This window comes from Paracoccus everestensis (genome assembly GCF_021491915.1).
Classification (GTDB): domain Bacteria; phylum Pseudomonadota; class Alphaproteobacteria; order Rhodobacterales; family Rhodobacteraceae; genus Paracoccus; species Paracoccus everestensis.
Genome location: NZ_CP090836.1, coordinates 2,713,173 through 2,737,462, shown reverse-complemented (window position 1 = coordinate 2,737,462; position 24,290 = coordinate 2,713,173). Strand labels below are relative to the sequence as shown.

The 24,290-nt window shown below is 66.8% G+C and carries 24 protein-coding genes, 1 tRNA gene and 1 pseudogene; 11 read left to right on the top strand and 15 right to left on the bottom strand.

The genetic code is table 11. From position 1 onward, the window contains the following. Nucleotides 1-53 precede the first annotated feature (53 nt). The gene (locus tag LZ585_RS13665) at nucleotides 54-704 is read left to right on the top strand and encodes an SDR family NAD(P)-dependent oxidoreductase (protein WP_234854077.1); all 651 of its coding nucleotides are present in this window, start codon (nucleotides 54-56) and stop codon (nucleotides 702-704) included. 57 nt (nucleotides 705-761) lie between these two features. On the opposite strand, the gene LZ585_RS13660 is transcribed toward LZ585_RS13665, so the two are convergent. The 5 genes from LZ585_RS13660 to LZ585_RS13640 form a co-directional block, all read right to left on the bottom strand. After that, nucleotides 762-2,570, bottom strand: coding sequence for an aminopeptidase P family protein (locus tag LZ585_RS13660; protein WP_234854076.1), 1,809 nt, complete (start codon nucleotides 2,568-2,570; stop codon nucleotides 762-764). Then, nucleotides 2,567-3,259, bottom strand: a complete 693-nt coding sequence (locus LZ585_RS13655) for a metal-dependent hydrolase (RefSeq protein WP_234854075.1) — start codon at nucleotides 3,257-3,259, stop codon at nucleotides 2,567-2,569. Before LZ585_RS13655 ends, LZ585_RS13660 begins: the two co-directional genes overlap by 4 nt. 78 nt (nucleotides 3,260-3,337) lie before the next feature. Then, nucleotides 3,338-5,074, bottom strand: coding sequence for a single-stranded-DNA-specific exonuclease RecJ (gene recJ, locus LZ585_RS13650; protein ID WP_234854074.1), 1,737 nt, complete (start codon nucleotides 5,072-5,074; stop codon nucleotides 3,338-3,340). Between the two features lie 67 nt (nucleotides 5,075-5,141). Then, nucleotides 5,142-6,107, bottom strand: coding sequence for a class II fructose-bisphosphatase (glpX, locus tag LZ585_RS13645; RefSeq protein ID WP_234854073.1), 966 nt, complete (start codon nucleotides 6,105-6,107; stop codon nucleotides 5,142-5,144). Nucleotides 6,108-6,184: 77 nt separating this feature from the next. After that, nucleotides 6,185-6,436 carry a BolA family protein gene (locus LZ585_RS13640; RefSeq protein ID WP_234854072.1) on the bottom strand — a complete coding sequence of 84 codons (252 nt, stop codon included), beginning with the start codon at nucleotides 6,434-6,436 and terminating at the stop codon, nucleotides 6,185-6,187. Between the two features lie 69 nt (nucleotides 6,437-6,505). On the opposite strand from LZ585_RS13640, the gene LZ585_RS13635 reads away from it, so the two are divergent. Beyond that, nucleotides 6,506-7,132 carry a J domain-containing protein gene (locus LZ585_RS13635; RefSeq protein ID WP_234854071.1) on the top strand — a complete coding sequence of 209 codons (627 nt, stop codon included), beginning with the start codon at nucleotides 6,506-6,508 and terminating at the stop codon, nucleotides 7,130-7,132. Between the two features lie 73 nt (nucleotides 7,133-7,205). On the opposite strand, the gene lnt is transcribed toward LZ585_RS13635, so the two are convergent. Both lnt and LZ585_RS13625 read right to left on the bottom strand, forming a co-directional pair. Beyond that, nucleotides 7,206-8,669, bottom strand: coding sequence for an apolipoprotein N-acyltransferase (gene lnt / locus LZ585_RS13630; RefSeq protein WP_234854070.1), 1,464 nt, complete (start codon nucleotides 8,667-8,669; stop codon nucleotides 7,206-7,208). 474 nt (nucleotides 8,670-9,143) lie between these two features. Then, nucleotides 9,144-10,760 (bottom strand): annotated as a pseudogene (locus LZ585_RS13625) (DEAD/DEAH box helicase); the annotation flags it as partial. A 276-nt stretch (nucleotides 10,761-11,036) separates the two neighbouring features. Here LZ585_RS13625 and argS point away from each other — a divergent pair. From argS to LZ585_RS13590, 7 genes are all read left to right on the top strand, one after another. After that, nucleotides 11,037-12,779, top strand: coding sequence for an arginine--tRNA ligase (gene argS, locus LZ585_RS13620; protein ID WP_234855844.1), 1,743 nt, complete (start codon nucleotides 11,037-11,039; stop codon nucleotides 12,777-12,779). 82 nt (nucleotides 12,780-12,861) lie between these two features. Continuing rightward, nucleotides 12,862-13,977 carry an SPOR domain-containing protein gene (locus LZ585_RS13615; RefSeq protein ID WP_234854069.1) on the top strand — a complete coding sequence of 372 codons (1,116 nt, stop codon included), beginning with the start codon at nucleotides 12,862-12,864 and terminating at the stop codon, nucleotides 13,975-13,977. After that, nucleotides 13,977-14,966: a glycoside hydrolase family 3 N-terminal domain-containing protein gene (locus tag LZ585_RS13610; protein ID WP_234854068.1), complete on the top strand. Its 990-nt coding sequence runs from the start codon at nucleotides 13,977-13,979 to the stop codon at nucleotides 14,964-14,966. The genes LZ585_RS13615 and LZ585_RS13610 overlap by 1 nt, the downstream gene beginning before the upstream one ends. A gap of 117 nt (nucleotides 14,967-15,083) precedes the next feature. Next, on the top strand, nucleotides 15,084-15,923 hold the full coding sequence (locus LZ585_RS13605) for a segregation and condensation protein A (protein ID WP_234854067.1): 840 nt from the start codon (nucleotides 15,084-15,086) through the stop codon (nucleotides 15,921-15,923). 59 nt (nucleotides 15,924-15,982) lie between these two features. Further along, nucleotides 15,983-16,582 carry an SMC-Scp complex subunit ScpB gene (gene scpB / locus LZ585_RS13600; RefSeq protein WP_234855843.1) on the top strand — a complete coding sequence of 200 codons (600 nt, stop codon included), beginning with the start codon at nucleotides 15,983-15,985 and terminating at the stop codon, nucleotides 16,580-16,582. A 4-nt stretch (nucleotides 16,583-16,586) separates the two neighbouring features. Further along, on the top strand, nucleotides 16,587-16,790 hold the full coding sequence (locus LZ585_RS13595; protein WP_234854066.1) for a hypothetical protein: 204 nt from the start codon (nucleotides 16,587-16,589) through the stop codon (nucleotides 16,788-16,790). Nucleotides 16,791-16,828: 38 nt separating this feature from the next. Then, nucleotides 16,829-17,929, top strand: a complete 1,101-nt coding sequence (locus LZ585_RS13590; protein ID WP_234854065.1) for a THUMP domain-containing class I SAM-dependent RNA methyltransferase — start codon at nucleotides 16,829-16,831, stop codon at nucleotides 17,927-17,929. Nucleotides 17,930-18,002: 73 nt separating this feature from the next. Here LZ585_RS13590 and LZ585_RS13585 read toward each other — a convergent pair whose 3' ends face one another. From LZ585_RS13585 to ihfA, 4 genes are all read right to left on the bottom strand, one after another. Then, entirely contained in the window at nucleotides 18,003-19,070 is a 1,068-nt protein-coding gene (locus tag LZ585_RS13585; protein ID WP_234854064.1) for a 2'-deoxycytidine 5'-triphosphate deaminase, read from the bottom strand. 57 nt (nucleotides 19,071-19,127) lie between these two features. Further along, a tRNA-Pro gene (locus tag LZ585_RS13580) sits at nucleotides 19,128-19,205 on the bottom strand. Between the two features lie 79 nt (nucleotides 19,206-19,284). Then, nucleotides 19,285-19,839 (bottom strand): MerR family transcriptional regulator, encoded by a 555-nt coding sequence (locus LZ585_RS13575; protein ID WP_234854063.1) that lies wholly within the window; start codon nucleotides 19,837-19,839, stop codon nucleotides 19,285-19,287. 15 nt (nucleotides 19,840-19,854) lie between these two features. Then, the gene (gene ihfA, locus LZ585_RS13570; protein ID WP_234854062.1) at nucleotides 19,855-20,157 is read right to left on the bottom strand and encodes an integration host factor subunit alpha; all 303 of its coding nucleotides are present in this window, start codon (nucleotides 20,155-20,157) and stop codon (nucleotides 19,855-19,857) included. 156 nt (nucleotides 20,158-20,313) lie between these two features. Between ihfA and LZ585_RS13565 the strand changes: the two genes are divergently transcribed. Continuing rightward, nucleotides 20,314-20,592, top strand: a complete 279-nt coding sequence (locus LZ585_RS13565) for a DksA/TraR family C4-type zinc finger protein (protein WP_234854061.1) — start codon at nucleotides 20,314-20,316, stop codon at nucleotides 20,590-20,592. A gap of 4 nt (nucleotides 20,593-20,596) precedes the next feature. Here the strand turns inward: LZ585_RS13565 and LZ585_RS13560 are convergent, their stop codons facing one another. From LZ585_RS13560 to LZ585_RS13545, 4 genes are all read right to left on the bottom strand, one after another. Continuing rightward, the gene (locus tag LZ585_RS13560; RefSeq protein WP_234854060.1) at nucleotides 20,597-21,571 is read right to left on the bottom strand and encodes a beta-ketoacyl-ACP synthase III; all 975 of its coding nucleotides are present in this window, start codon (nucleotides 21,569-21,571) and stop codon (nucleotides 20,597-20,599) included. Then, nucleotides 21,568-22,680, bottom strand: coding sequence for a phosphate acyltransferase PlsX (gene plsX / locus LZ585_RS13555; RefSeq protein ID WP_234854059.1), 1,113 nt, complete (start codon nucleotides 22,678-22,680; stop codon nucleotides 21,568-21,570). The genes LZ585_RS13560 and plsX overlap by 4 nt, the downstream gene beginning before the upstream one ends. 22 nt (nucleotides 22,681-22,702) lie before the next feature. Then, complete coding sequence (gene rpmF / locus LZ585_RS13550; protein ID WP_234854058.1) at nucleotides 22,703-22,909, bottom strand: 50S ribosomal protein L32; 207 nt, start codon at nucleotides 22,907-22,909, stop codon at nucleotides 22,703-22,705. Nucleotides 22,910-23,144: 235 nt separating this feature from the next. Then, nucleotides 23,145-23,675 carry a YceD family protein gene (locus LZ585_RS13545; protein ID WP_234854057.1) on the bottom strand — a complete coding sequence of 177 codons (531 nt, stop codon included), beginning with the start codon at nucleotides 23,673-23,675 and terminating at the stop codon, nucleotides 23,145-23,147. A 146-nt stretch (nucleotides 23,676-23,821) separates the two neighbouring features. Between LZ585_RS13545 and LZ585_RS13540 the strand changes: the two genes are divergently transcribed. Beyond that, a complete protein-coding gene (locus tag LZ585_RS13540; protein WP_234854056.1) occupies nucleotides 23,822-24,271 on the top strand; it encodes an outer membrane protein assembly factor BamE in 450 nt (149 codons plus the stop codon). The last annotated feature ends 19 nt before the right edge of the window (nucleotides 24,272-24,290 follow it).

The window sequence follows — 24,290 nt, the reverse complement described above, 5'->3', positions numbered from 1 at the left end:
CTTTGCGTGGCGGGTCTTGCGAAGCCGCGGGGCTGGTGGCAAGGGACAAAGCCATGACAGAGACACCCAAAATCGCGCTGGTGACCGGCGCATCGCGCGGCCTTGGCGCCGCCCTGGCCGAGGATCTGGCCGCGCGCGGCTATCACGTCCTGGCGGTGGCCCGGACGGTCGGGGCATTAGAGGAACTGGACGACCGCATCCGCCGCGCAGGCGGCAGCGCGACCCTGGCGCCGATGGACGTGGCCGAGGCCCCTGCCATGCAGCAACTGGCCCAGGCAGCGATGTCCCGCTGGGGCGGGCTGGACGTGTGGGCGCATTGCGCGATCCATGCCGCACCCCTGGCGCCGGCGGCCCATGTGGATGGCAAGGACTGGGCCAAGTCCGTGCTGGTCAACATGGACGTGACACGTGGGCTGATCGCGCTGCTGGAACCGCTGCTACGCGCAAGGGGCGGCACGGCGCTGTTTTTTGACGACGCGCGCGCGGGGCGGAAATTCTTTGGCGCCTATGGCGCCACCAAGGCGGGGCAGATCGCCCTGGTTCGCAGCTGGCAGGCCGAGGCCGCCACCGTGGGCCCCCGCGTGGTCATTGCCGCACCTGCGCCGATGCCGACCGCCGTCCGTGCGCGGTTCTTTCCGGGCGAGGATCGCGCCAGCCTTACGCCCTGCAAGGACGAGGCGGCCCGGATATTGAACGCCTTGTAGGCTTGTATCCCACGGTGGCCGGGGGCGCTTCGCCCCCCCGGACCCCCGAGGATATTTTCATGAAGAAGACCCAAGCGGCTGCGTGGCCTGGTCCAGCCAAGCCCGTGTCGCCTCGTCCAGGTGCGGGGACAGCGAATTTTGCACCTGCGCGTGATAAGCGTCCAGCCACAGGATTTCTTCGCGCGGCAAGGCCGCGATGTCGATCATGCGGCGGTCGATGGGGCAGAGGGTCAGCGTCTCGAATCCCAGCATGGCGCGACCCGGCTCGGCTTCGGCCTGGGTTATCGCAACCAGGTTTTCGATGCGGATGCCAAAGGCGCCTTCGCGATAATAGCCGGGTTCATTGGACAGGATCATCCCGGCCTCCAGGGCCAGGGTGCTGACGCGGCTGATGCGCACGGGGCCTTCGTGGACGCACAGCGCCGCGCCCACGCCATGACCGGTGCCGTGGTCGTAATCCAGGCCCTGCGCCCACAGATGCTGGCGTGCAAGGGCATCCAGATGCCCCCCGGCGACGCCCTTGGGAAAGCGCGCCCGGCTGATGGCGATCATCCCCCGCAGGACCGCGGTGTAGGGGGCCACGGCCTCGGGCAGGGGATCGCCCAGCGGCACGGTGCGGGTGATGTCGGTTGTCCCGTCGGGATATTGCCCGCCGGAATCGATCAGCAGCACATCGCCCCGCGCCAGGCGCCGGTTGGTGGAACGGGTGACGCGGTAATGGACAATGGCGCCATTCGGACCCGACCCGCAGATGGTATCGAAGCTGATGTCGGTGATCCCGGCCTCGCGGCGCAGGGATTCCAGTTTCTCGACCACGTCGATCTCGGTCAGGGCCGCCGGATCCTGGGCATCCAGCCAGGCCAGAAGCCGCACCATCGCCACGCCGTCGCGGCGGTGGGCTGCGCGCATTCCGTCCAGTTCGGCGGCGTTCTTGCGGGCCTTGGGCAGGATCGCGGGATCGGAGGCGCGGGCGATCTGGGTGTTGGCGCTTTCCAGCAGGCGGAAGGCAGCCTCGGGGGCAGAAGCGGGATCGACGCGGACCGGGCCTTCCAGATCCAGCAGCGCGGGGGCCAGTCCTTCGGAGTGCAGGATCGCGACCTGGTTGCCCAGATGGGCGCGCAAGGCATCGTCGAACTTGGCCGGATCCGCGAACAGCGCCAGGTGGCCATTGTCGGACAGCACCGCGAAGGATTGCACGATCGGGTTCTTGGGAACGTCGCTGCCCCGGATGTTGAGCAGCCAAGAGATCGAATCCGGCAGGGTCAGCAGGGCCGCTGCCTGTCCTTCGTCGCGCAGCATGGCGGCCAGGCGGGCACGCTTGTCGGCGGATGTTTCGCCCGCCACCGCATCGTCATGGACTCGTGCCCGGCCCACCGGCAAGGCGGGGCGGTCTGTCCAGATCGCGTCCAGGGGGTTGTGGCCCACCGCGATCAACCCGATGCCGCTGTCGGCCAGGGCTTTTTCCAGCGTCTCGATTTCCTGGCGGGTGTGCAGCCAGGGATCGAAGCCCAGCCGCCCGCCCGCCGGCAAGGCATCCCGCAGCCAATCCGAAGGCCGGGTTTCAGGCCAGGGCACGGGCGTGAAGTGGGCGAGGTCCACCTGCGCCTTGACCTGCACGCGATAACGGCCGTCGATGAAGACGCCCGCCCGATCGGCTGTGACGATGGCAAAGCCCGCGCTGCCGGTAAATCCCGTCAGCCAGGCCAGCCGCGCATCGGCATCGGCCACATATTCGCCCTGATGGACATCCGCGCGCGGGACAATGAAGCCGTCCAGCCCGTCCCCTGCAAGCCGCGCGCGCAATTGCGCCAGCCGCGCCGGGTGATCGGCGCTGCCTGCGGGGTCGTCGAAGCTTTGAAACCTCACAGCGTGATCGCTTTCATGATTTCCGGTTCGATGACCCGCACGCCGGGCAGCCCGTCGATCAGCGCCTGCGCCGATTGTTCCAGCAGGGGGAAGGTCTTGTAATGGCAGGGAACCACGGTCTTAAAGTCGAAATATTTCCGGGCCGCCCAGGCCGCGCGCTTCATGTCCATGGTGAAATGCCCGCCCGCGCACAGGATGCCGATATCGGGTTGGTGGTATTCGCCCATCCAGGCCATGTCGGCCATGATGTCAGTGTCGCCCGAAACATAGATCACATGGCCGTCCCCGGCGATCATGTAGCCCGATTCATGGCCCGCATAGATCGGCCCGTCCGCCCCGTTCAGCGAACTGGAGTGGCTGGCGTTCACCATCGTCACCGACGCCCCGCCAAGATCCACCGTGCCGCCCTTGTTGAAGCCGATGCCGTTTATGTCGTGATGGGTGGACCAGCTGTCGATCAGGTCATAGATGCCCGCGACGGGGATCTTGAGTTCCTTGGCGATGGCCAGCGTGTCGCCGGAATGATCGCCATGGCCATGGGTCAGCAGGATATGGGTCGCGCCCTTGATGGCCTCGGGCCGGGCGTTTTCAGGAAAGACCGGATTGCCGGAAATCCAAGGGTCGATCAGGATTACAGCATCCTCGATTTCCAGGCGAAAGCCCGAATGTCCAAGCCAGGTCAGTTTCATCGCGTTCCCCTTGACAGTGCCGGGGGCAAGTTAGCGGCGGGGCCGTGCCGTGACCAGACGCGATAGACGGGGGCATATTCAGACCGGCGCCGCATCCTCCAGCCGCAGGCGCAGGCGTTCGCGCCCGTTCCAGGTGGACAGGTCCAGCCTGCCCGCCAGATGAAAGCGCCGCCCGCGTGCGACCAGCAGCGCGGGACCAAGCGGGCCGGTCATCGCGCCCCAAGCCACGGCCTCGAGGACCGGGCCACCGGCGCTGCGGAAGGACAGGCGCAGGTGGTTGTCGCCCATGGTGCTGGCGCTGTCGATCAACTGGTCTGCAAAGGCAAAGCGCGGCGCAGGGGCGGCCTGGCCATAAGGTCCGGCATCCTCCAACTGGCGATAGATTTGCGGCGTGGCGCCTGCGCATTCCATCAGGCCCGAAATGCGCAGGTCACGCGCGCCCGTCCGCTGGGCCAGATCGGGGGCGATCAGGTCGGCCAAGCGCGCCATGGCGGCGGGAATCAGGTCTTCGGCCACCGTCAGGCCTGCGGCCATGGTGTGCCCGCCCCCCTTGATCAGCAATCCTTCATCCGCAAGCCTGTGGATCGCGCGCCCCAGGTCAACACCGGGGACCGACCGGGCGCTGCCCTTGCCGATTCCGCCATCAACCCCGATCACGACCGAGGGAAGGTCGCTTGCCTCTTTCACCCGCGCGGCCACGATGCCGACGACGCCCGGATGCCAGCCTTGTCCTGCGGCCCAGGACAGCCGCGCATCGGACCGCGCCTCGACCTGGGCCAAGGCCTCGTCACGCACGGCGGCCTCGATGGCGCGGCGGTCGCGGTTCAGCATATCCAGTTCCGCCGCCAGCCGGCCGGCCTCTCTCGGGTCGCGGCAGGACAGGCACAGCGCGCCCAGATCGGCCCGGCCCACGCGGCCGCCCGCATTGATGCGCGGGCCCAGCAGGAAGCCCAGGTGGAAGGCGCCCGGGGGGCCGTCAAGGCGCGCTACATCCGACAGCGCCACCAGGCCGGGGCGCTGCCTGCGGGCCATGACGGCCAGGCCCTGCCGCACAAAGGCGCGGTTGACGCCAACCAGCGGGGCCACATCGGCCACGGTCGCAAGTGCCACCAGATCCAGCATCGCCATCAGGTCAGGCTCGGGCCGTCCCAGGACGCGCAGCACGCGACCCGCCTGCACCAGCGTCAGGAACACCACGCCTGCGGCGCAGAGGTGGCCCAGCGATCCATCCTCGTCCGCGCGGTTGGGGTTCACAACGGCCAGGGCAGGGGGCAGCGTCTCGCCGCCCAGGTGGTGGTCCAGCACGATGATGTCGGTGCCTGCCGCAGCCGCCAAGGCGTCATGGCTCAGGGTGCCGCAATCGACGCAGACGATCAGGTCGTGGTTCTCGGCCAGGGCCGCCATGGCAGGGGCGTTCGGGCCATAACCTTCGTCGATGCGGTCGGGGATATACAATGTGGCATCCCGGCCCTGACCGCGCAGCCAGTCCAGCAGTAGCGCGGCCGAGGCGCCGCCGTCCACGTCGTAATCGGCAAAGACGGCAATGCGTTCGCCATTGACGGCCGCCGCCACCAACCGTTCCGCCGCAATCCCCATGTCGCGCAGGGACAGCGGGTCGGGCAGCAATTCGCGCAAGCGCGGCGTCAGGAAGCCTTCGGCGCCATCCGCCTCGACCCCTCGTTCGGCCAGGACGCGCGCGACGGCCAAGGGCAGGCCGGTGCGTTGGGCCAGCCCTTCCGCCAGGCGGTCCGCCGTGCCGTCCGGGCCGACCCACCGCCGATTTGTCAGCGATTGCTCGATTCCCAGAAACGTCACGGCAGCACCTTCTTCTTCATCCAAATATCCTGGGGGAGTCCCGCAGGGACGGGGGCAAAGCCCCCTTTTACTTGATCGGGTTGCGATAGATCATCCGCCGGACCGATCCGGTCTTGGACCGCATCAGGATCGTCTCGGTCGTCAGATAGCCGGGCTCGCGCTTGACGCCAGCCACGATCGACCCGTTCGTGACCCCGGTCGCGGCAAAGATCACGTCGCCCGTCACCAGTTCGTCGCGCCCATAGATTCGGTCAAGATCGGTGATGCCCGCCTTGCGCGCGCGGCCGCGTTCGTCGTCGTTGCGAAACAGCAGCTTGCCCCACATCTGTCCGCCCATGCATTTCAGCGCGGATGCCGCCAGGACGCCCTCGGGGGCGCCGCCGGAACCCATATACATGTCGATGCCGGTCAGTTCGGCCTCGGCGCAATGGATCACACCGGCCACGTCGCCATCGGTGATCAGCCGGATCGCCGCGCCGGTGGACCGGACCTCGGCCACCAGATCCTCGTGCCGGGGACGTTCCAGGATACAGACGGTGATGTCGCTGTCCTTGACGCCGCGCGCGTCGGCAAGGGCGCGGATACGCTCCGAGGGTGTCATCTCCAGGCTGACCACATCGGTCGGATATCCCGGCCCGATGGCCAGCTTTTCCATATAAACGTCCGGCGCGTGCAGCAGGGTGCCCCGCTGGGCCATTGCGATCACGGTCAGCGCGTTCGGCATGTCCTTGGCGGTCAAGGTGGTGCCTTCCAGCGGATCAAGGGCGATGTCCACCTCGGGGCCTTCGCCGGTGCCGACTTCCTCGCCGATATACAGCATCGGCGCCTCGTCGCGCTCGCCCTCGCCGATGACCACGACGCCCTTGATGTCCAGCATGTTCAACTGGTCGCGCATGGCGTTGACGGCGGCCTGGTCGGCGGCCTTTTCGTCGCCGCGCCCGATCAGCCGGGCCGAGGCATGGGCCGCAGCCTCGCTGACGCGGGCCAGGCCCAGCGAAAGCATCCGGTCGTTGAAGTCCTTGGGCGCGGTCATGTCCATCCCTCGTTGCGACAGCTTGGACGGGTCTTACGCCCCACCCGCTGCAGCGGCAAGCCTGTCGGCGCTAACGCCTAGGCATCCGTCAGATCAAGCGCCAGGGCATGGATGCGCGGCACGATGTCGCCCAAGGTCTGGTGGACCAGCCGGTGGCGCTGCACGCGCCCAAGGCCGGCGAAAGCGGGGCTGGCCATGCGGATGCGGAAGTGAGTCTGCCCGCCATCGCGGTATCCGGCATGGCCCCGATGGCTTTCGCTTTCGTCGATGACCTCCAGCCGGGTGGGGGTCAGCGCGCCCAGCCTTTCGCGCATTTCATCTGCAATCATCCGTCAAGACCTTTCATGTCGCGTCAAAAACCCTAAACTGCCGCCTCCGAGTCGCAAAGGTGCCCCAGGATGAGCAGTAACGACCCGTTCGGCTTCGACATTTCGGCCGCGAAGGACAAGAAGCGCAAGAACAAGGGCCGTCGCGGTATGTCGGGCGCCTTCGAGACCTCGACCCGCATCTGCGACAAGCAGGGCTGCGACGAACCCGGCCAATATCGCGCGCCCAAGAACCCCCGGCATCTGGACGACTATTTCTGGTTCTGCAAGGACCATGTCCGCGAATACAATGCGAACTGGAATTACTTCCAGGGCCAGTCCGAGGAAGAATTCCAGCAGTTCATCGACAACGCCACCGTCTGGGAACGTCCCACCAAGCCCTTTGGGCGCGCCGCGGCCGAGGACAAGTGGGCGCGCCACGGCGTCAGCGACCCGCTGGAGATTCTGGGCGCCAATGGCACTGCCCCCGAGGCCCGCGCCAAGGCCAGCCGCAAGTTGCCGCCCACTGAACGCAAGGCCCTGGATATCCTGGAAGCCAAGGACAACTGGACCCGGGCCGAGATCCGCAAGCAGTACAAGTCGTTGGTGAAAGACCTGCATCCCGACATGAATGGCGGCGACCGGTCGGACGAGGATCGCCTGTCCGAGGTGGTCTGGGCCTGGGATCAGGTCAAGGACAGCCGGTTCTTCAAGGACTGAGGCCGGGCAGGGGGCTGCCGCCCCCGTCCGCTGCGCGGCCTCCCCCGCGGATATTTGAGTGAAGAAGACGCGGTCAACGGCGCTTGCGGGGCAACGTCGCCGCAAGAAGGACCAATAAGGCGAACAGGACGACAGGCGCATTGCCCCATGTCATCCAGGCGGTTTCCTGCAGTGCGGCAGGCAGGGCCGCGTCGATTTTTCCCTCCACCCCCAGGCCGAGCGATTGGCGGACTTGGCCATGGGGGTCGATGACCGCGCTGATGCCGGTATTGGCCGCGCGGACCAGCGGCAGGCCGGATTCGATCGTGCGTAGCCGGGCCTGAGTGAGGTGCTGGTAGGGACCGGAGAACTGGCCGAACCAGGCGTCGTTGGTGGCTTGCAGCAGCCAGGCCGGGCGGCCGTCAAGGCCCCGGAGGTGGTGGGAAAAGATCGCTTCGTAGCAGATCAGCGGCTGGAAGGAAGGCAGGTCTGGCACGGACATGATCGATGGGCCGGAGCCGGAGGAGTAGCCGTTGCCCTGTTGCGCTGCAAAGGCGGTGATGCCGATCCGTGACAGGGCATCGCCCCAAGGCATGTATTCGCCGAAAGGGACAAGGTGGAACTTGTCATACAGCGCGCCGATAGTCGTATCGGGGTTCAGCGTGGCCAGGCTGTTATAGAACCGGCTGCCGTCGCGACGCTGGATGCCCATGACCAGGGGTGCGCCTGCGGCCTGGGCCATGGCGGGCAGGACAGGGCCTGCGTCCTCCAGCAGGAAGTTCACCGCTGTTTCGGGCCAGATGACCAGATCGCGCTGTCCCGGTTGCGCAGACAGGTCCAGCAACCGCTGGAAAAAGATCGCGGCCCATTCGGGATCCCATTTCAGGTGCTGTTCGGCGTTAGGCTGGACGATGCGCAGGATCGTGGGGGTATCGGCAGGCAGCGGTTGCGCCAGCCGCGCCTGCCCTGCCGCCCACAGCCCGCCGGCCAGCGTCAAGGCCACCGCAGCGGCAGGCAAGGGGCGGATCAGCGAGGGAAGGACCGCCAGTCCCAAGGTGATCGCGCTCAGCCCGATGGCGCCGGTCCAGGCGGCAGCCTGCGCCACCGGCGTGTCGATCCAGGCATGGCCGATCAGCGCCCAGGGCAGGCCGGTAAAGATCCAGCCCCGAAGCCAGTCGGACAGCACCAGGGATGCGGCAATCGCAATGGCCCGGCGCGGCCCGAGGGGGGTCAGGCGCGTGGCAAAGGTGGCGGGGATTGCCCAGAACAGCGCCCCGCCCCCGGCCATCATGACCAGGGCAAAGGGGGCCATCCAGCCATAGATGTCAGGTTCGACCAGGAACGGCTCGACGATCCAGGACATCGACAAGGCAAACCAGCCAAAGCCCGCAGCCAAGAGGGGCCAGAAGACCCCGCCCGACCCCGCGACGTGCCGGATCAGGACCGCCAAGGCCAAGGGCGTGGCGATCCAGATGTCAAAGGGTGCCAGGCCAAGCGCCGCGATCAGGCCAAGCGCAAGCGGGGCCAAAAGCTGCCGCAGGGGCGGACGGCCGCGCATCGGCTGTGCTCAGGCCTCGGCCTCGGCCTTGTCGGCGGGCGCTTCGGGGGCCGCCTGGTCGGCTTTCTTGCGGCGCGTGCGCTTGTGCTTGGGCGCGGCTTCTGCTTCGGCCGGCGGGGCATCCGCGGGGGCTTCAGCTTTCTTGCGGCGGGTCCGTTTTGGCTTTTCCGCAGGCTCGGCCGGGGTTTCGCTGGCCTCGGCCGGACTGTCTGCCTCGGCCTTCTTGCGGCGGGTGCGCTTGGGCTTGGGCGTTTCCTCCGCCACGGGATCAGTGGCGGGATCGGCCACTGGACCTGCAGCGGGCGTCGAAGCCTCAGGGGCCTGTTCCGCCACAGGATCGTTGGCCGGCGTTTCAGGCGCCGGGCTTTCCTGCACATCTTCGAGCGCGGCCGTATCGACCGGGCTTTCCACGACGGCAGTTTCTGCCAGGGCCTCGGGCTTTTTGCGGCGGTTGCGGCCACGGCGCGGCTTGTCGGCCTGGCTGTCTGCCGCGACCGGCTGGACAGGTTCCGCCGGCCGGGCACGTTCGTCGCTGTCCTGCGAGGTCGAGGCCAGGGCGCGGCGCAGTTCCACCAGCATGAATTCCGGGACATGATCGCCCATGCCCATCACCGCAGGACCGCGATTGTTGTCGCGCCGTCCACGGCGTTCGGGGCCCTGATCGCGGCGGTCGTCGCGCCGTTCTTCCCGGCGCTCGTGACCGCGATCCTCGCGCCGTTCCTCCTTGCGTTCCTCGCGGACGGGTTCGCGGCGGGTTTCCTCGCGCGCGACAGGCTCGGCGGCGCGCTCTTCGCGGGGTTCGCGCCGTTCGTCGTCGCGGCTGCGGATTTCGTCGCGGCCACGGGCCTTGTCGCGACCGCGGGTCTTGTCGCGGGCGGGGCGGCGGTCATCGCGGCCCGCGTTGCGGTCTGTGTCGGACAAGGTGAAGCCTTCGGGCAAGGGAACACGGGGCAGGGCTTGTTTCACGAGGTTTTCGATGGCGGTCAGATATTTCTCGTCCGACGGGGTGGCGATGCTGAAGGCGCTGCCCAGGCGGCCCGCCCGGCCCGTGCGGCCGATGCGGTGGACGTAATCCTCGGCATGGGAGGGCAGGTCATAGTTGAACACATGGCTGACCGCCGGAATGTCCAGGCCCCGCGCCGCCACGTCGGAGGCGATCAGGAATTTCAGCTTGCCTTCGCGGAAACTTTCCAGGGTGCGGGTGCGGTGGCTCTGGTCCAGGTCGCCATGGATCGGCGCCGCGTCATAGCCGTGCTTGGCCAGGGACTTGGCCAGGATATCCACGTCGGTCTTGCGGTTGCAGAAGATGATGGCGTTCTTCAGCCCGCCGCTTTCCGTTTCCGGGCCTTCGGCGTCGATCAGCGCGCGCAGCAGGTCGCGTTTCTGCTTGGCGGCCATGTCGCGGCGGGTGGGGGTCAGTTCGACCAGCTTCTGGGTGATCGTTTCGCTTGTGGTGGCCTGGCGCGCGACCTCGATCCGTTCGGGGGCGTGCAGGAAGGTGTTGGTGATGCGTTCGATTTCCGGCGCCATGGTGGCCGAAAAGAACAGCGTCTGGCGGGTAAAGGGCGTCAGTTGGAAGATGCGTTCGATATCGGGGATGAAGCCCATGTCCAGCATCCGGTCGGCCTCGTCCACGACCATGATCTGCACGCCGGTCAGCAACAGCTTGCCGCGTTCGAAATGGTCCAGCAGCCGGCCCGGCGTGGCGATCAGCACGTCCACGCCCCGGTCGATCAGCTTGTCCTGTTCGCCAAAGGACACGCCGCCGATCAGCAGCGCCTTGGTCAGGCGGGTATGTTTCGCATAGGTGTCAAAGTTCTCGGCCACCTGGGCCGCCAGTTCGCGGGTCGGGCACAGGACCAGGCTGCGCGGCATCCGCGCACGCGCGCGTCCGCGCCCCAGAAGGGTGATCATCGGCAGCACGAAGCCTGCCGTCTTGCCCGTGCCGGTCTGCGCGATCCCCAGAACGTCGCGGCCTTCCAGGGCCGGAGGGATGGCGCCGGCCTGGATAGGCGTCGGCGTTTCATACCCGGCCTCGGCGATGGCCTTGATCACGTTGGGATCGAGCTTGAGATCGGAGAATTTCGTCATTCGGGGGCTTTCCAAGGCTTGCGCGGCGGCAGGCCGGCGCGTGGCGTTCCATTGCCGCGTCGCCCGGGTGGCTGCTGCGGCCTGCAATGGGACGCAGACTCGCACGCCCCTTCAGTCGGCCCGCCGGATGCGAACCATGCAGCGACTTAGACCAAGTGGACCGCCACGTCAATGTTTCGCCCCGGAAACCTTACGAAAAATGCAGGTTTTCGGGCTTTGTGTTGACCAAACCCCGCCCCAGGCGATAACCGGCACCGGACAGTCAGGAAAGCGATGATGAACCTATTCACCGATCTGCGCGGCGTCGTGCTGGCCGCGTTGCAGCAGATGATGCAGGCGGGCGAATTGCCCGAGGGTTTGGATTTTGGCAATGTCGCGGTCGAACCGCCGCGCGATCCCGCCCATGGCGACATGGCCACCAATGCCGCGATGGTGCTGGCAAAGCCCGCCGGGATGAAGCCTCGCGACATTGCCGAGCGCCTGGCCGCCCGCCTGACCGATCCGCGCATTGCCGCGGCCGAAGTCGCGGGACCGGGGTTCCTGAACCTGCGCCTGTCCCCCGCCGTCTGGCAGGGCGTCGTCGGCACCGCCATTCGCGAAGGGGATGCCTTTGGACGCTCGGATATCGGCGCGGGGCAAAAGGTCAATGTCGAATTCGTCAGCGCCAATCCCACCGGCCCGATGCACGTGGGCCATGTGCGCGGCGCCGTCTTTGGCGATGCGCTTGCGAACCTGCTGGCGTTTTCGGGCCACGAGGTGACGCGCGAATACTATATCAACGACGGCGGCGCACAGGTCGACGTGCTGGCCCGGTCGGCATACGAGCGTTACCGCGAGGCCAATGGCCTGGAACCCGAAATCCGCGAAGGGCTTTATCCGGGCGATTACCTGATCCCCGTGGGCGAGGCGCTGAAGGACAAGTACGGCACCCGTCTGCTGGATCGGCCCGAAGGCGAATGGCTGGACGAGGTGCGCGATTTCGCCATCCTGGCGATGATGGAGATGATCCGCGGCGATCTTGCGGCACTGGGCGTCCGCATGGATGTTTATTCCAGCGAAAAGGCACTTTACGGCACCGGCCAGATCGAGGCCGCGATCGAGCGGTTGCGGTCGCTGGACCTGATCTATCGCGGCGTGCTGGAGCCGCCCAAGGGAAAACTGCACGAGGATTGGGAGGAGCGTGAGCAGCTTTTGTTCCGGTCCACCGCCCATGGCGACGACGTGGACCGGCCCATCCAGAAGTCGGACGGGGCCTGGACCTATTTCGCGCCCGACATTGCCTATCACTGGTCCAAGATCGACCGGGGCTTCGACCAGCTGATCGACGTATTCGGCGCCGATCACGGCGGCTATGTCAAGCGGATGCAGGCGGCGGTCGCGGCCTTGTCGAACGGCCGGGTGCCGCTGGACATCAAGCTGATCCAACTGGTCAAGCTGTTCAAGAACGGCGAGCCGTTCAAGATGTCCAAGCGTGCGGGCACATTCGTCACCCTGCGCGACGTGGTCGAGGAGGCGGGCGCCGACGTGACGCGCTTTATCATGCTGACGCGCAAGAACGACGCGGCGCTGGATTTCGATTTTGCCAAGGTTCTGGAACAGTCCAAGGACAACCCGGTCTGGTATGTCCAATACGCCAGCGCGCGGGTTCATTCCGTCCTGCGCCGGGCAACTGATTCGGGGATCGAGGTCGGTGATTCGGTCCTGGCATCGGCGGATTTGACACAGCTTTCCCATCCGGCCGAGCTGGATCTGGCGCGGAAAGTCGCCGAATGGCCGCGCCTGGTCGAACACGCGGCCCGTGCGCATGAACCGCATCGCATCGCCTTTTTCCTGTACGACATCGCATCTGACCTGCATTCGCTCTGGAACCGCGGCAATGACGATCCGTCGTTGCGCTTTGTGCAAGATGGCAATCCGGACACGTCGCAAGCAAAAATCGCGCTGGTGCGTGCAGTTGGCGTTGTTATTTCATGTGGTCTCGCTATCCTTGGGGTCACGCCGGTCAAGGAAATGCGCTGACTTCACAAAGCGCCCCCACCGGTCGGAACGGGCAGTCAAGTTCAAGTCGGATCAACCGGCAGGCAGGCAGGCTATGGCAGTGATGGATTTCCGCGAAGGCGGCTATGTTTTCTCGCGGCACAAGGTGAAGCGCGAATTTTCCTATGAAGGGGGCGGCCGGGACGACCAGCCGCACCGGGACGGGGCGCGATCGGCGTCGGACCCTCAGGGCAACGACAGCCTGACCGCCCGGTTCGCGCGGTTGACGCATTACCTGGGCGCGGTCGCCTCGGTTGTGCTGATGGTCGGGCTGATGGTCTGGGGATGGCAACTGGTGTCGCGCGACGTGTCGGGCGTGCCGGTGATCCGCGCCATCACGGGCGATGCGCGCACCACTCCGTCCGATCCCGGCGGCGAGCTGACGAACTATACCGGCTATGCGGTCAATACCGTGGCCGAGGGGATCGACCACCAGCCGACCCAGCAGGTGGCCATTGCCCCCGCGCCGGTCGGTCTGTCGGACGAAGACGTGGCGATGGGCCAGCTTGGCGCCACGTCCCGCCAGCCTTCGGTCGTATCCGAAACGCCGCTCAGCTTTGACGGCGAACCTGTCCTGCCCTTGTCCGATAGCGAAGCGCGCGCCTTGGCGGAAGCCCAGGCCGAGGCGCAGCGCCTGGCCTTGGCCGACAGCGCCGTGCAGGACGCCACGATCATCGACGCCCCCGCCAGCGAAGGCCCGGTGAACGAGGCGCTGACCGACGAAAATGGCGCGCCCGCGCAGGCCGCCGCCATCACCGAGGCCTTGGTCCAGGCCCAGGCCCAAGCCAATCCCGGCGTGCTGACCGCATCCCCCCGGCCCACGCCGCGCCCGCGCAGCACCCGCGTGGCCTCGGCCGGGACAACCGCGACCGATGCGCGTCCCGTTGCCGCCGAGGCGCGGCCCGAGGCGGCACCTGCGCCCGCGCCGGTGTCCCAGGCCAGCGGCCCGCAGGTCCAGTTGGGCGCCTTTGACAGCGATTCCATCGCGGCCAGCGAATGGAACCGCCTGATGAACAAGCACGTCGTCTTTGGCGGCAAGCAGCAGGTGATCCAGCAGCACCAGTCGAACGGACGCACCTTCTGGCGGCTGCGCGTCTCGGGCTTCGATTCGCTGGGCGAGGCACGCCAGTTCTGCGCCGCGCTGAAATCGGCGGGCACGGACTGCCTTGCCTTGAACTGATGGCTGCCAACGCCACGATCCTCGGCGGCATCGCCGGGACCAGACTGACGGCGGCCGAGCGGGCTTTTTTCCGCGCGGCCGACCCTTGGGGCTTTATCCTGTTCGGGCGCAATGTCGAAAGCCCCGATCAGTTGTGCCGCCTGACGGGTGATCTGCGTGACGCGGTGGGCCGCGATGCGGTGATCACCGTCGATCAGGAAGGCGGACGGGTGCAGCGTTTGCGCGCGCCCCATTGGGCCGACTGGCCCGCGCCTCTGGATCAGGCGGCTGCCGGGCCGCGCGCGATGTGGCTGCGCTATCACCTGATCGGACGCGAACTGCGGGCCGTGGGGATCGACAGCAACTGCGCCCCCACGCTGGACGTGGCGCAGGCCGACACCCATCCGTTCCTGCGCAACCGTTGCCTCGGCACGGACCCTGCCACGGTTGCCGTTCTTGGCCGCGCAGGCGCCGACGGGATGCTGGCCGCAGGCGTGTTGCCGGTGATGAAGCATCTGCCGGGCCATGGGCGCGCCATCGCCGACAGCCACCACGACCTGCCCATTGTCGCGGCTGCGGTGGAAGACCTGGAAGTCCTGGACTTTGCTCCCTTTCATGCCTTGCGCGACCTGCCGATGGGCATGACCGCGCATATCCGCTTTACGGCCCTGGACGACGCCCCGGCCACGGCATCCCCCCGGATGATCGGCCTGATCCGCGACCGGATCGGCTTTGACGGTCTGCTGATGACCGACGACATCACCATGAACGCCCTGTCGGGAACACAAGCCGAACGGGCGACGGCCTCCATTGCCGCTGGCTGCGACCTGGTGCTGCATTGCAACGGCACGGTTGCGGACATGGAACCGGTGGTCGAAGCCGCAGGCGCCATGTCGCCAGATGCCCAACGCCGCGCCGATGCCGCCCTGGCGCAGCGCCGCCTGCCGCAGGAACTCGACCCCGGCGCGTTGATGGCGGAATGGCACAGCCTCGCAGGGGCCACTGCCTGACGCTTCTTCTTCACGAAAATATCCTCGGGGGGAGTCCCCGAAGGGGACGGGGGCGGAACGCCCCCCGCAACGCTGCCCGCTTGACTCCGGCCTGGGCAGCGCCGACTTTGATGCCCCATGACTGAAAGACACACCGTGGCCCGCACCATCAGCGATGTCCCCTACCTGAGGCCTGTCCCCGAGGCAGACCACGTCGCGCAGCGGCGCGGGGATGAAACGCTGATCGTCGACCTGGACGGTTATGAAGGCCCGCTGGATCTGCTGCTGACCCTGGCCCGGGTGCAGAAGGTCGACCTGATGAAGATCTCTGTCCTGCATCTGGCGGAACAATACCTGGCATTTGTCGAACAGGCCCGTACGCTGCGGATCGAACTTGCCGCCGATTACCTGGTCATGGCGGCCTGGCTGGCCTTTCTGAAATCGCGCCTGCTGCTGCCCCCCGACCCCCAGGCCGAGGGACCGTCGGCCGAGGACATGGCCGCGCATCTGGCCTTTCAACTGGAACGGCTGGGGGCGATGCGGCAGGCGGCGGCGCAACTGATGGCCCGCGACCGGCTGGGGATCAGCCGATTTCCGCGCGGCACGCCGGAGACCGTGGCCAGGACGCGGCGCACCGAATGGCGGGCGGGGCTGATCGACCTGATGCGTGCCTATGCCCGGTTGAAGACGCGCAGCGAATTCCGCCCCTATGCCTTTGATCGCCGGGACGTGTTCACGATGGAACAGGCCCTGGACCGGCTGCGCGGGATGATCGGATATGTGGGCGACTGGACCGATCTGTCCGACTTTCTGCCGGATGGCTGGGGGACGCAAGGCACGCGCCGTCGGTCGGCCACGGCGGCGACTTTTGCTGCTTCGCTGGAACTTGCGCGGCAGGGCCGGATCGAGATACGCCAGTCCGATCCCTTCGCGCCGATCCGCTTTCGGCGCAAATCCGACACGTCCGAGACCCCGTGACCCAACCTGCCGATCCCCAGCCTGACCTGTTCCCGCCGTCCCTTGCGGACCAGGAACGCATGGTGGAAGCCATCCTGTTCGCATCCGGCAAGCCCCTGACGTTGCGTGACCTGTCGGATCGCCTGCCCCCCGGCTGTGATCCGGTGCAGGCGCTTGCGGCCTTGGGACGGACCTATGCCGGGCGGGGCGTGGTGCTGGAACGGATCGGCGACGGATATGCGTTTCGCACCGCCCCCGACCTGTCCTTCCTGATGCAGACGGAAACCGTCGAACAGCGCCGCTTGTCGCGCGCCGCCATCGAGACGCTTGCCATCATCGCCTATCACCAGCCCGTCACCCGCACCGAGATCGAGGAAATCCGGGGCGTGGCCGTGTCCCGCGGCACCCTGGACCAGTTGATCGAGATGGAATGGGTACGCATCGGCCGCCGCCGCATGACCCCCGGGCGGCCCGCGACATTCGTGGTGACGGAAACATTCCTGGACCACTTCGGCCTGGAATCCGCACGCGACCTGCCGGGGCTTGCGGAATTGCGGGCGGCGGGGCTGCTGGAATCGCGTCCTCCTGCTGACGGGCTGGTCTTGCCCCTTGTGCCGCAGGATGGGGATGATGATATGGGTGCAACCCAACCCGCAGACTGTGTTTCCAAGGACGAATGACCGCATGGGCCTGAACCGGATCATCCATATGCTGACCCGCATGGTCAGCCGCCGCGCCATGAACTGGGGCATCAACAAGGGCATCGACCGGATTGCAAAGTCCGGGGGCAAGCCCGCGCCGGTTTCGGCCAAGCAGGCCCGGGATATGCGCACGGCTGTCAAGCGCGCCCGTCAGGCCGCCCGGCTGACCCGCCGCATCGGGCGCTGACACTCGCCTTTCCGGCGCAGCCGGGCTAGGGCTGCGCGATGGATGACAGATTCGAGATTTTCCTGGTGGCGACGCCGGGCCTGGAAGCGCCACTAGCGGCCGAGGTTGCCGGTTTGGGCTGGCAGCCGGTCGTGCAGCCGGGCGGCGTGACGATCACCGGCGGCTGGCCGGATGTCTGGCGCGCGAACTTGTGGCTGCGCGGGGCCACGCGGGTTCTGGCGCGGGTGGGCAGCTTTCGCGCGATGCATCTGGCGCAACTGGACAAGCGTGCGCGGAAGTTCCCCTGGGGTTCGGTCTTGCGGCCCGATGCACCCGTCCGGGTGGAAGCCACCTGCAAGGCCAGCCGCATCTATCACGCGGGTGCGGCCACGCAGCGCATCGAACGCGCTATCGCCGAGGAACTGGGCGCGCCGATCGCGGCTGACGCCACGGTGGTGGTAAAGGCGCGGATCGAGGATGATCTTGTCACCCTCAGCTTGGATACGACCGGAGAATCCCTGCACAAGCGCGGCCACAAGGAAGCCGTTGCCAAGGCGCCCATGCGGGAAACCATGGCCGCGATGTTTCTGCGGGAAATGGGCTTCGATGGCAGCCAGCCGGTGCTGGATCCGATGTGCGGGTCGGGAACCTTTGTGATCGAGGCCGCCGAGATCGCGGCGGGCATGGCCCCGGGCCGCAGCCGCGCGTTCGGATTTCAGCAGCTTGCGACTTTTGACCCTGCCGCCTGGGATGGAATGCGCGCCGCGGTGGTGTCCCGCCCGGCGCCCGCGCAGTTCCTTGGCAGCGACCGCGACGCTGGCGCCATCCGCATGAGCATCCAGAATGCGGGACGGGCAGGGATAGAGGGCCTGACCCGCTTTGACTGTCGGGCCATTGGCGATCTGACGCGTCCTGACTGCGCGCCCGGCATCGTCATCGTGAACCCGCCCTATGGCGCGCGCATCGGCAACAAGGGGCCGCTGTTCGGGCTGCACGCGGCGATGGGGCAGGTGTTTCGGGAACGCCTGAAAGGCTGGCGGGTGGGGATCGTGACCACCGACGGGGCCTTGGCCAAGGCGACCGGATTGCCGCTGGAATCGGGGCCGGTCGTGGCGCATGGCGGGTTGAAGGTGAAGCTGTGGCAATCGGGGGTGCTGTAGCCCCCCAAGGCCGGGGGCGCTTCGCCCCCCGGACCCCCAGAGGATATTTCAGCCAAGGCAAGAAAGCCGCCGTTCAGCGGAACTGCTTGGCAAGCTTCAGGCCCTGTCCCTGATAGTTCGACTTGATGCCCGCCCCATAAAGCCGGTCCGGGCGCGCGGCCATGCGCTCATAGACAAGGCGGCCCACGACCTGGCCGTGTTCAAGCACAAAGGGCGCTTCGTGGCATCGGACCTCCAGCACGCCGCGTGCGCCGGTGCCGGTGTCGCCGATGCCGAAGCCGGGGTCGAAAAAGCCCGCGTAATGGACGCGAAATTCGCCCACCATGGCCAGATAGGGGGCCATCTCGGCCGCGTAATCGGCGGGAATTGCCACCGATTCACGGCTGACAAGGATATAGAAGGCGCCGGGATCCAGGATCAGGCGGCCTTGAGTCGTGCGCAGTTCGTCCCAGAATTCAGCGGCTTCATAGGCGCCGATCCGGTCCAGGTCGATCACCCCGCTGTGCGGGCGCGCGCGATAGCCGACCAGATTGCCACTGGCAGGCTTCAGATCGACGGAAAAGCCCAGGCCATTGTCGATCAACGCCTGGCCGCCAACCAGCGGTTCGCGGGCGTTCAGGTCGCTCAATTCGCTGTCTGACAGCACCGCCTGGCCTTGGCGCAGCCGCAACTGGTTCAGGCGCATTCCCGGGCGGACCAGGACCGAAAAGCTGCGCGGGCAGACTTCCGCATAGATCGGGCCGTCATAGCCTTCGGGCAGGCGGTCGAATTCAGTGCCCCCGTCGGCCACCAGCCGGGTCAGAAGATCCAGCCTGCCGGTCGAGGACTTGGCATTGGCCACAGCCGTCAGCCCTTCAGGCAGCGACATATGTTCCATCAGCGGGATCAGGTACACGCAGCCGCGTTCAAGCACCGCGCCGCCAGACAGGTCCATCTGGTGCATCTGGACATCGGCCAGCCGGTCCATGACCCTGTGTCCGCGCCCCGCCAGAAAGCTGGCGCGCAAGCGATAGGCGACCGTTCCCAGGCGCAAATCCAGCGACGCAGGCTGGATCTGGTCGGGGATGATCGCAGGATCGGCCGTGATGGCGTTGGACTGGATCAGGGTGCGGATGCCGCTGTCGGGAAGAACGCCGTTCATGCCGAAACCTTTGATGCGAAAACGCCCACCCCGGAACAGGGATGGGCGTTTTCGAAATGGTCGGGCCGGAGAGATTCGAACTCTCGGCCTTCCGCCCCCCAGACGGACGCGCTAACCAGACTGCGCCACGGCCCGACGCGCATCGTATAAAGCGATCCGGCCCGGCTGCACAAGGGCCGCAATGCGGAAATCTGCGAACCACATGCCGGATCTGTCAGCAAAACCGCCCCAGGCCGTCGCGCAGGTGCGACAAGGCCTGCCGTCCACGCAGGGCTGCGGGATCTTCGGGCCGAAGCGCGCCCAGCCGGGCATTCACGGCAACCAGCCGGCCCAGCCAGTCATGCGGACCCCGATCCTCTGCCGGCATTCCGGCGGGGCTGATCCGGCGCCTGCGATGGCGCGATTTCGGCCCCCCATGGAACATCGGGTCGTTGTCCCGGGGCCTGTCCTGAACGGTTTCATCGGGTTCGCCATCCGGTTCGGGCAAATCGGCCAGGCGCAGCGACCCGCGTTCGCGCAAGCTGGCGCCCCGGTCGCGGGCCAGCAGCATCTTGGCGCCCCGGATGGTCAGCCCTTCGTCGCGCAGCACCGTGCAAAGGCCCGCCGCCAGCCGCACGTCATCGGGGCGGTAATAGCGCCGCCCATCGGGACGCTTCATCGGCTTGAGCAGCGGAAACTGCGTTTCCCAATAGCGCAGCACATGAGGCGCCACGCCCAGAAGGTTTGCGACTTCGCCGATCGACCGGAATGCGTCTGCGCCTTTTGTCATTCAGTCCGGACGCCTCTAGCCCTTGTTTCCCGCCGCCACGCGATCCTTCATCAGGTGCGAAGGACGAAAGGACAGGACGCGGCGGGGGGTGATCGGCACCTCCTCGCCCGTCTTGGGGTTGCGGCCGATGCGTTCGTTCTTGTCGCGCAGGCTGAAGGTTCCGAAGGACGAAATCTTCACCTGTTCGCCGTTCACAAGGGCGTCGGAAATATGGTCCAGGACTGATTCGACAAGCTGGGCGGATTCATGACGCGACAAGCCGACATCCCGAAAAACGGCTTCCGCAAGATCCATCCGAGTCAGCGTCTTCTCACCCATGAGTTTTCCCCTTTTATATCACTAGGATGGTTGGATTCACGCCCCCTGTCAACGAGAAGCAGGAGGATTTCGTTCCGATCCCCCGGGGCCGCAAGGCAGGCGGCGTTGCAACCTGGCTGCGGCATCCTATCTTTTCAGGATCACGGAGGACAGGACATGGCCGGTGGATGGGCGCGCGACGACGCGGTGAACGACCAGATCGAGATCAGCACGGCCGAGGCGGTGGCCCGCGCCCGGCTGCGTGCCGGACAGGTCAAGGCTGCCCGGGACAGCGCCCTGGTCTGCATCGACTGCGACGAACCCATTCCCGAGGCGCGGCGCATGGCCCTGCCGGGGGTGCAATTATGCGTGGAATGCCAGGCCGACCGTGACCGCGCCTGGCGTCCCGCAGGCGGGATCAACCGGCGGGCCAGCAAGGATTCGCAGTTGAAATAGCCGCCTACCAGCGAAGAACGACCGATCCCCAGCTGAGGCCGCCGCCGATCGCCTCGGTCACGATGAGATCGCCCGGGGCGAAGCGGTCCTGACCATCGGCCACCGACAGCGCCAGCGGAATGGACGCGGCCGAGGTATTGCCGTGATCGGCGACCGTCAGGATCACCTTGTCCATCGGCAGGCCCATCTTTTGCGCGGTGGCCGTGATGATGCGCGCATTGGCCTGGTGCGGCACCAGCCAGTCCACGGCGGAAGGCGCCAGCCCGGCCTTGTCCAAGGCGATATGCGCGGTCTTGGCCAGCTTTTCGACGGCATGGCGGAACACCAGGTTGCCCTGCATCCGCAATTGTCCCGCCGTGCCGGTGGTCCCGACGCCGCCATCGACATACAAAAGGTCGCGATATTGGCCGTCGCTGTTCAGGTCACAGGACAGGATGCCCCGGTCGTCGCTGGTGCCGGCGCCTTCCTGCGCCTCCAGCACGACCGCGCCCGCGCCGTCGCCAAACAGCACGCAGGTGCCCCGGTCGGTCCAGTCCATGATGCGGGAAAAGGTCTCGGACCCGATGACCAGGACGCGCTTGGCCAGGCCGCCGCGAATCATCGCGTCGGCATTGGCGAGCGCGAAGACAAAGCCCGCGCAAACCGCCTGCACGTCATAGGCAAAGCCGTGGGTCATGCCCAGACCGTGCTGGATCATCGTCGCGGAGGCCGGAAAGGTATAATCAGGGGTCGAGGTCGCCAGCACGATCCCGTCGATGTCGTCGGGACGCAATCCCGCCTTGTCCAGCGCCGCGCGGGCCGCGCGCAGGCCCATGTCGCTGGTGGCCTGGCCCTCGGCTGCGAAATGGCGCCGTTCGATCCCGGTGCGCGACCGGATCCATTCGTCGGTCGTGTCCAGCTTGTCCTCGAACCAGCTGTTTTCGACCACGTTGTCAGGCAGGTAATGGCCGGTGCCCCGGATCACGGATCGCAAGGTCACGATGCAGCCTCGTTCTGGGGGCCGGTTGTCACGGATGCGGCGGCGCCCTGGGCCACGCGGGCGGCCAGCCGGTCCTGGAAACCGGATTTCGCCAGTTGGAAGGCAAGCTTGATCGCTGCCGAAACGCCGGTGGCATCGGCGGATCCATGCGACTTGATCACCGTGCCGTTCAGGCCCAGGAAAATTCCGCCATTGACGCGGCGCGGGTCGATCCGCTTTTGCAGGCGCTTGAGGGATGTCATCGCCAGCACGGCGGCAAATTTGGACATGATCGAATTCGCGAATGCGTCCTTGAGAAGGGTGCCGACCAGCTTGGCCGTGCCTTCTCCCGTCTTCAAGGCGATGTTGCCGGTAAAGCCGTCCGTCACGATCACATCCACGCGCGCCGATGGCAGGTCGCCGCCTTCCACGAAGCCCATGTATTCGAACTGGCCGGCATCGGCCGCAGACGCCAGCATATCCTGGGCCTGCTTCAGTTCCGCCCGGCCCTTGTGTTCCTCGGTCCCGACATTCAGCAGACCGACGCGGGGCCGTGTCAGGCCCAGGCCGTTGCGCGCATAGGACGCGCCCATCAGCGCATATTGCAGCAGATCATGGGCATCGGCGCGGATATCGGCGCCCACATCCAGCATGATGTTGAAGCCCTGGGGGTTCAGCGACGGCCACAGGCAGGCGATGGCGGGGCGGTTCACGCCCGGCAGCTTGCGCAGGCGCAGCATCGACAAGGCCATCAGCGCGCCGGTATTGCCGCAACTGACGGCAGCGCCCGCTTCGCCCGTCTTGACCGATTCGATGGCCGACCACATGGATGTACCATCGCCCTTGCGCACGATCTGGCTGGGCTTGTCGTCCATGGAGACGACCCCCCCGGCATGGCGGATATCGCAGCGTCCCGCCAGATCCTTGCGGCGACCGACAAGGCGGCGAAGCTCTGCTTCATCGCCATGCACGATGAACCGGATTTCCGGGTTCTTGGACGCGCTTTCAGCCATTCCCGCGACAACCGCCGCCGGGCCGCGATCACCGCCCATGGCATCGACCGAAATCACCACGCTGCCCTCGTGGCCGGGGGCGGGCGTGGCAGGCGGGATCACGTCACGAACGGTCATCTGGCGCGAATGCCAAGCCCGATCAGGCCGCGTCGTCGTCCAGGTCGGTCGGGTTCGCCTGGGCCACGACCTCGCGGTCGGCATAATGGCCGCAGGACGGGCAAACGTGGTGCGGACGCTTCAGCTCGCCGCAGTTCGAACATTCGTTCGGGTTGCCGGCGACCAGGGCATCGTGGGCGCGGCGCATGTTCCGGCGGGACCGGGTAACGCGATTCTGAGGGACAGCCATGTCACAACCTCGGGCTTGTATGGGGTGCGACGCGCAGGCGTCCTGCGCACCCCGGGGATTTGAATTCGAAAATGAACCGCGCAGATACGCCATGACGGACCTGCCCGCAACCCCTAGCATTGGGGCAGGCAGGGCTAATTGCACCAGGGCGCCGGGTTTCCGCCAGCGTCAAGGACGCCTTGTCGCAGGAATCCTTGTCCGATGTGGCCCCCGCGCAACGCTTTGCATCCGGGAATCATCCCTGATCCGTGTCCCGGCCGCGCAGCAACTTGTCCAACCCTTCGAAGGGGCGGCGGGTGTCGGGGGCAGGGTCCGGGGGCGCGGCGCCCAGTTCCGCCCCCTCGGCGCGGGGGTATTCGGGCAGGGCCAGAGCCAGTTCCTCGATCATCACGGCGGCGAGGTCGATGAACTGGCCCAGGGGTTCCAGCGTATCGTCAGGCATTTCCACCTCGTCCCCCTCGGGGGCAGTCACATGGGGCGAATAATGCCGCTCGACCGGCTCGTCCAGGGCGGTCTTCACGGGCCTCAGGGTGACGACGCAGGGCTGGGTGACGCGGGCGCGCAACTGGCCCGTCAGCGCCCAGGCCTCGCCCGCTTCGGCGCGAATCTCTCCGGCGAATGTCAGCTTGGACAGGCCGCTGATCCCAAGCTCGGCCGCGATGGCGGCGCAGCGGTCCGCATCGGGTGTCAGCGAAAAGGGCGTGGGCGCGCGCGCGTTCAGATGCGCCACGCGCAGGCGTTCGGGCTGCGGATTGGGGGTGGTCATGGCGGGCCTTCGTGTCATGTTGTCCAGGGGAACGGCACCGGCAACCGGCGGCAAATCCCCGACAGGATTGTCATTCTTGAGCGCGGTGCCCGAGTTTGCTAAGCCGGGCGGGCCGCGTCAACAGCCCCTTGCAAAGGAAAGACGGAATGACAGCCATCAGGAATATCGTGATCCTGGCTTTCCTGGCCGTTCTTGGCCTTTCGGCTTGCGCGCCGGTTTATCGCAACCACGGCTTCATCCCCGCGCCCGAGGATCTGTCCCAGGTCGTCGTGGGCCAGACCACCGTGGACGAGTTGGCGGGCCTGATCGGCCGTCCCTCGGCCCAGGGGTTGCTGACCGGTTCGGGCTGGTATTACGTCGGATCCCGCTGGCGGCATTTCGGTGCCCTGGAACCGCGCGAGGTCAGCCGGGAGGTCGTGGCCGTGTCCTTTGCGCCCGGCGGCACCGTCACGAATGTCGAACGCTTCGGGCTGGAACGCGGCCGTGTCGTCACCCTGTCGCGCCGCGTGACCGAAGGCAGCGTGACCGAAATTTCGCTGATCGGGCAATTGCTGGGCAACCTGGGCAATTTCCAGGCGGCCGATATCATCGACTGACGGCGGTGGGTACGGTGCG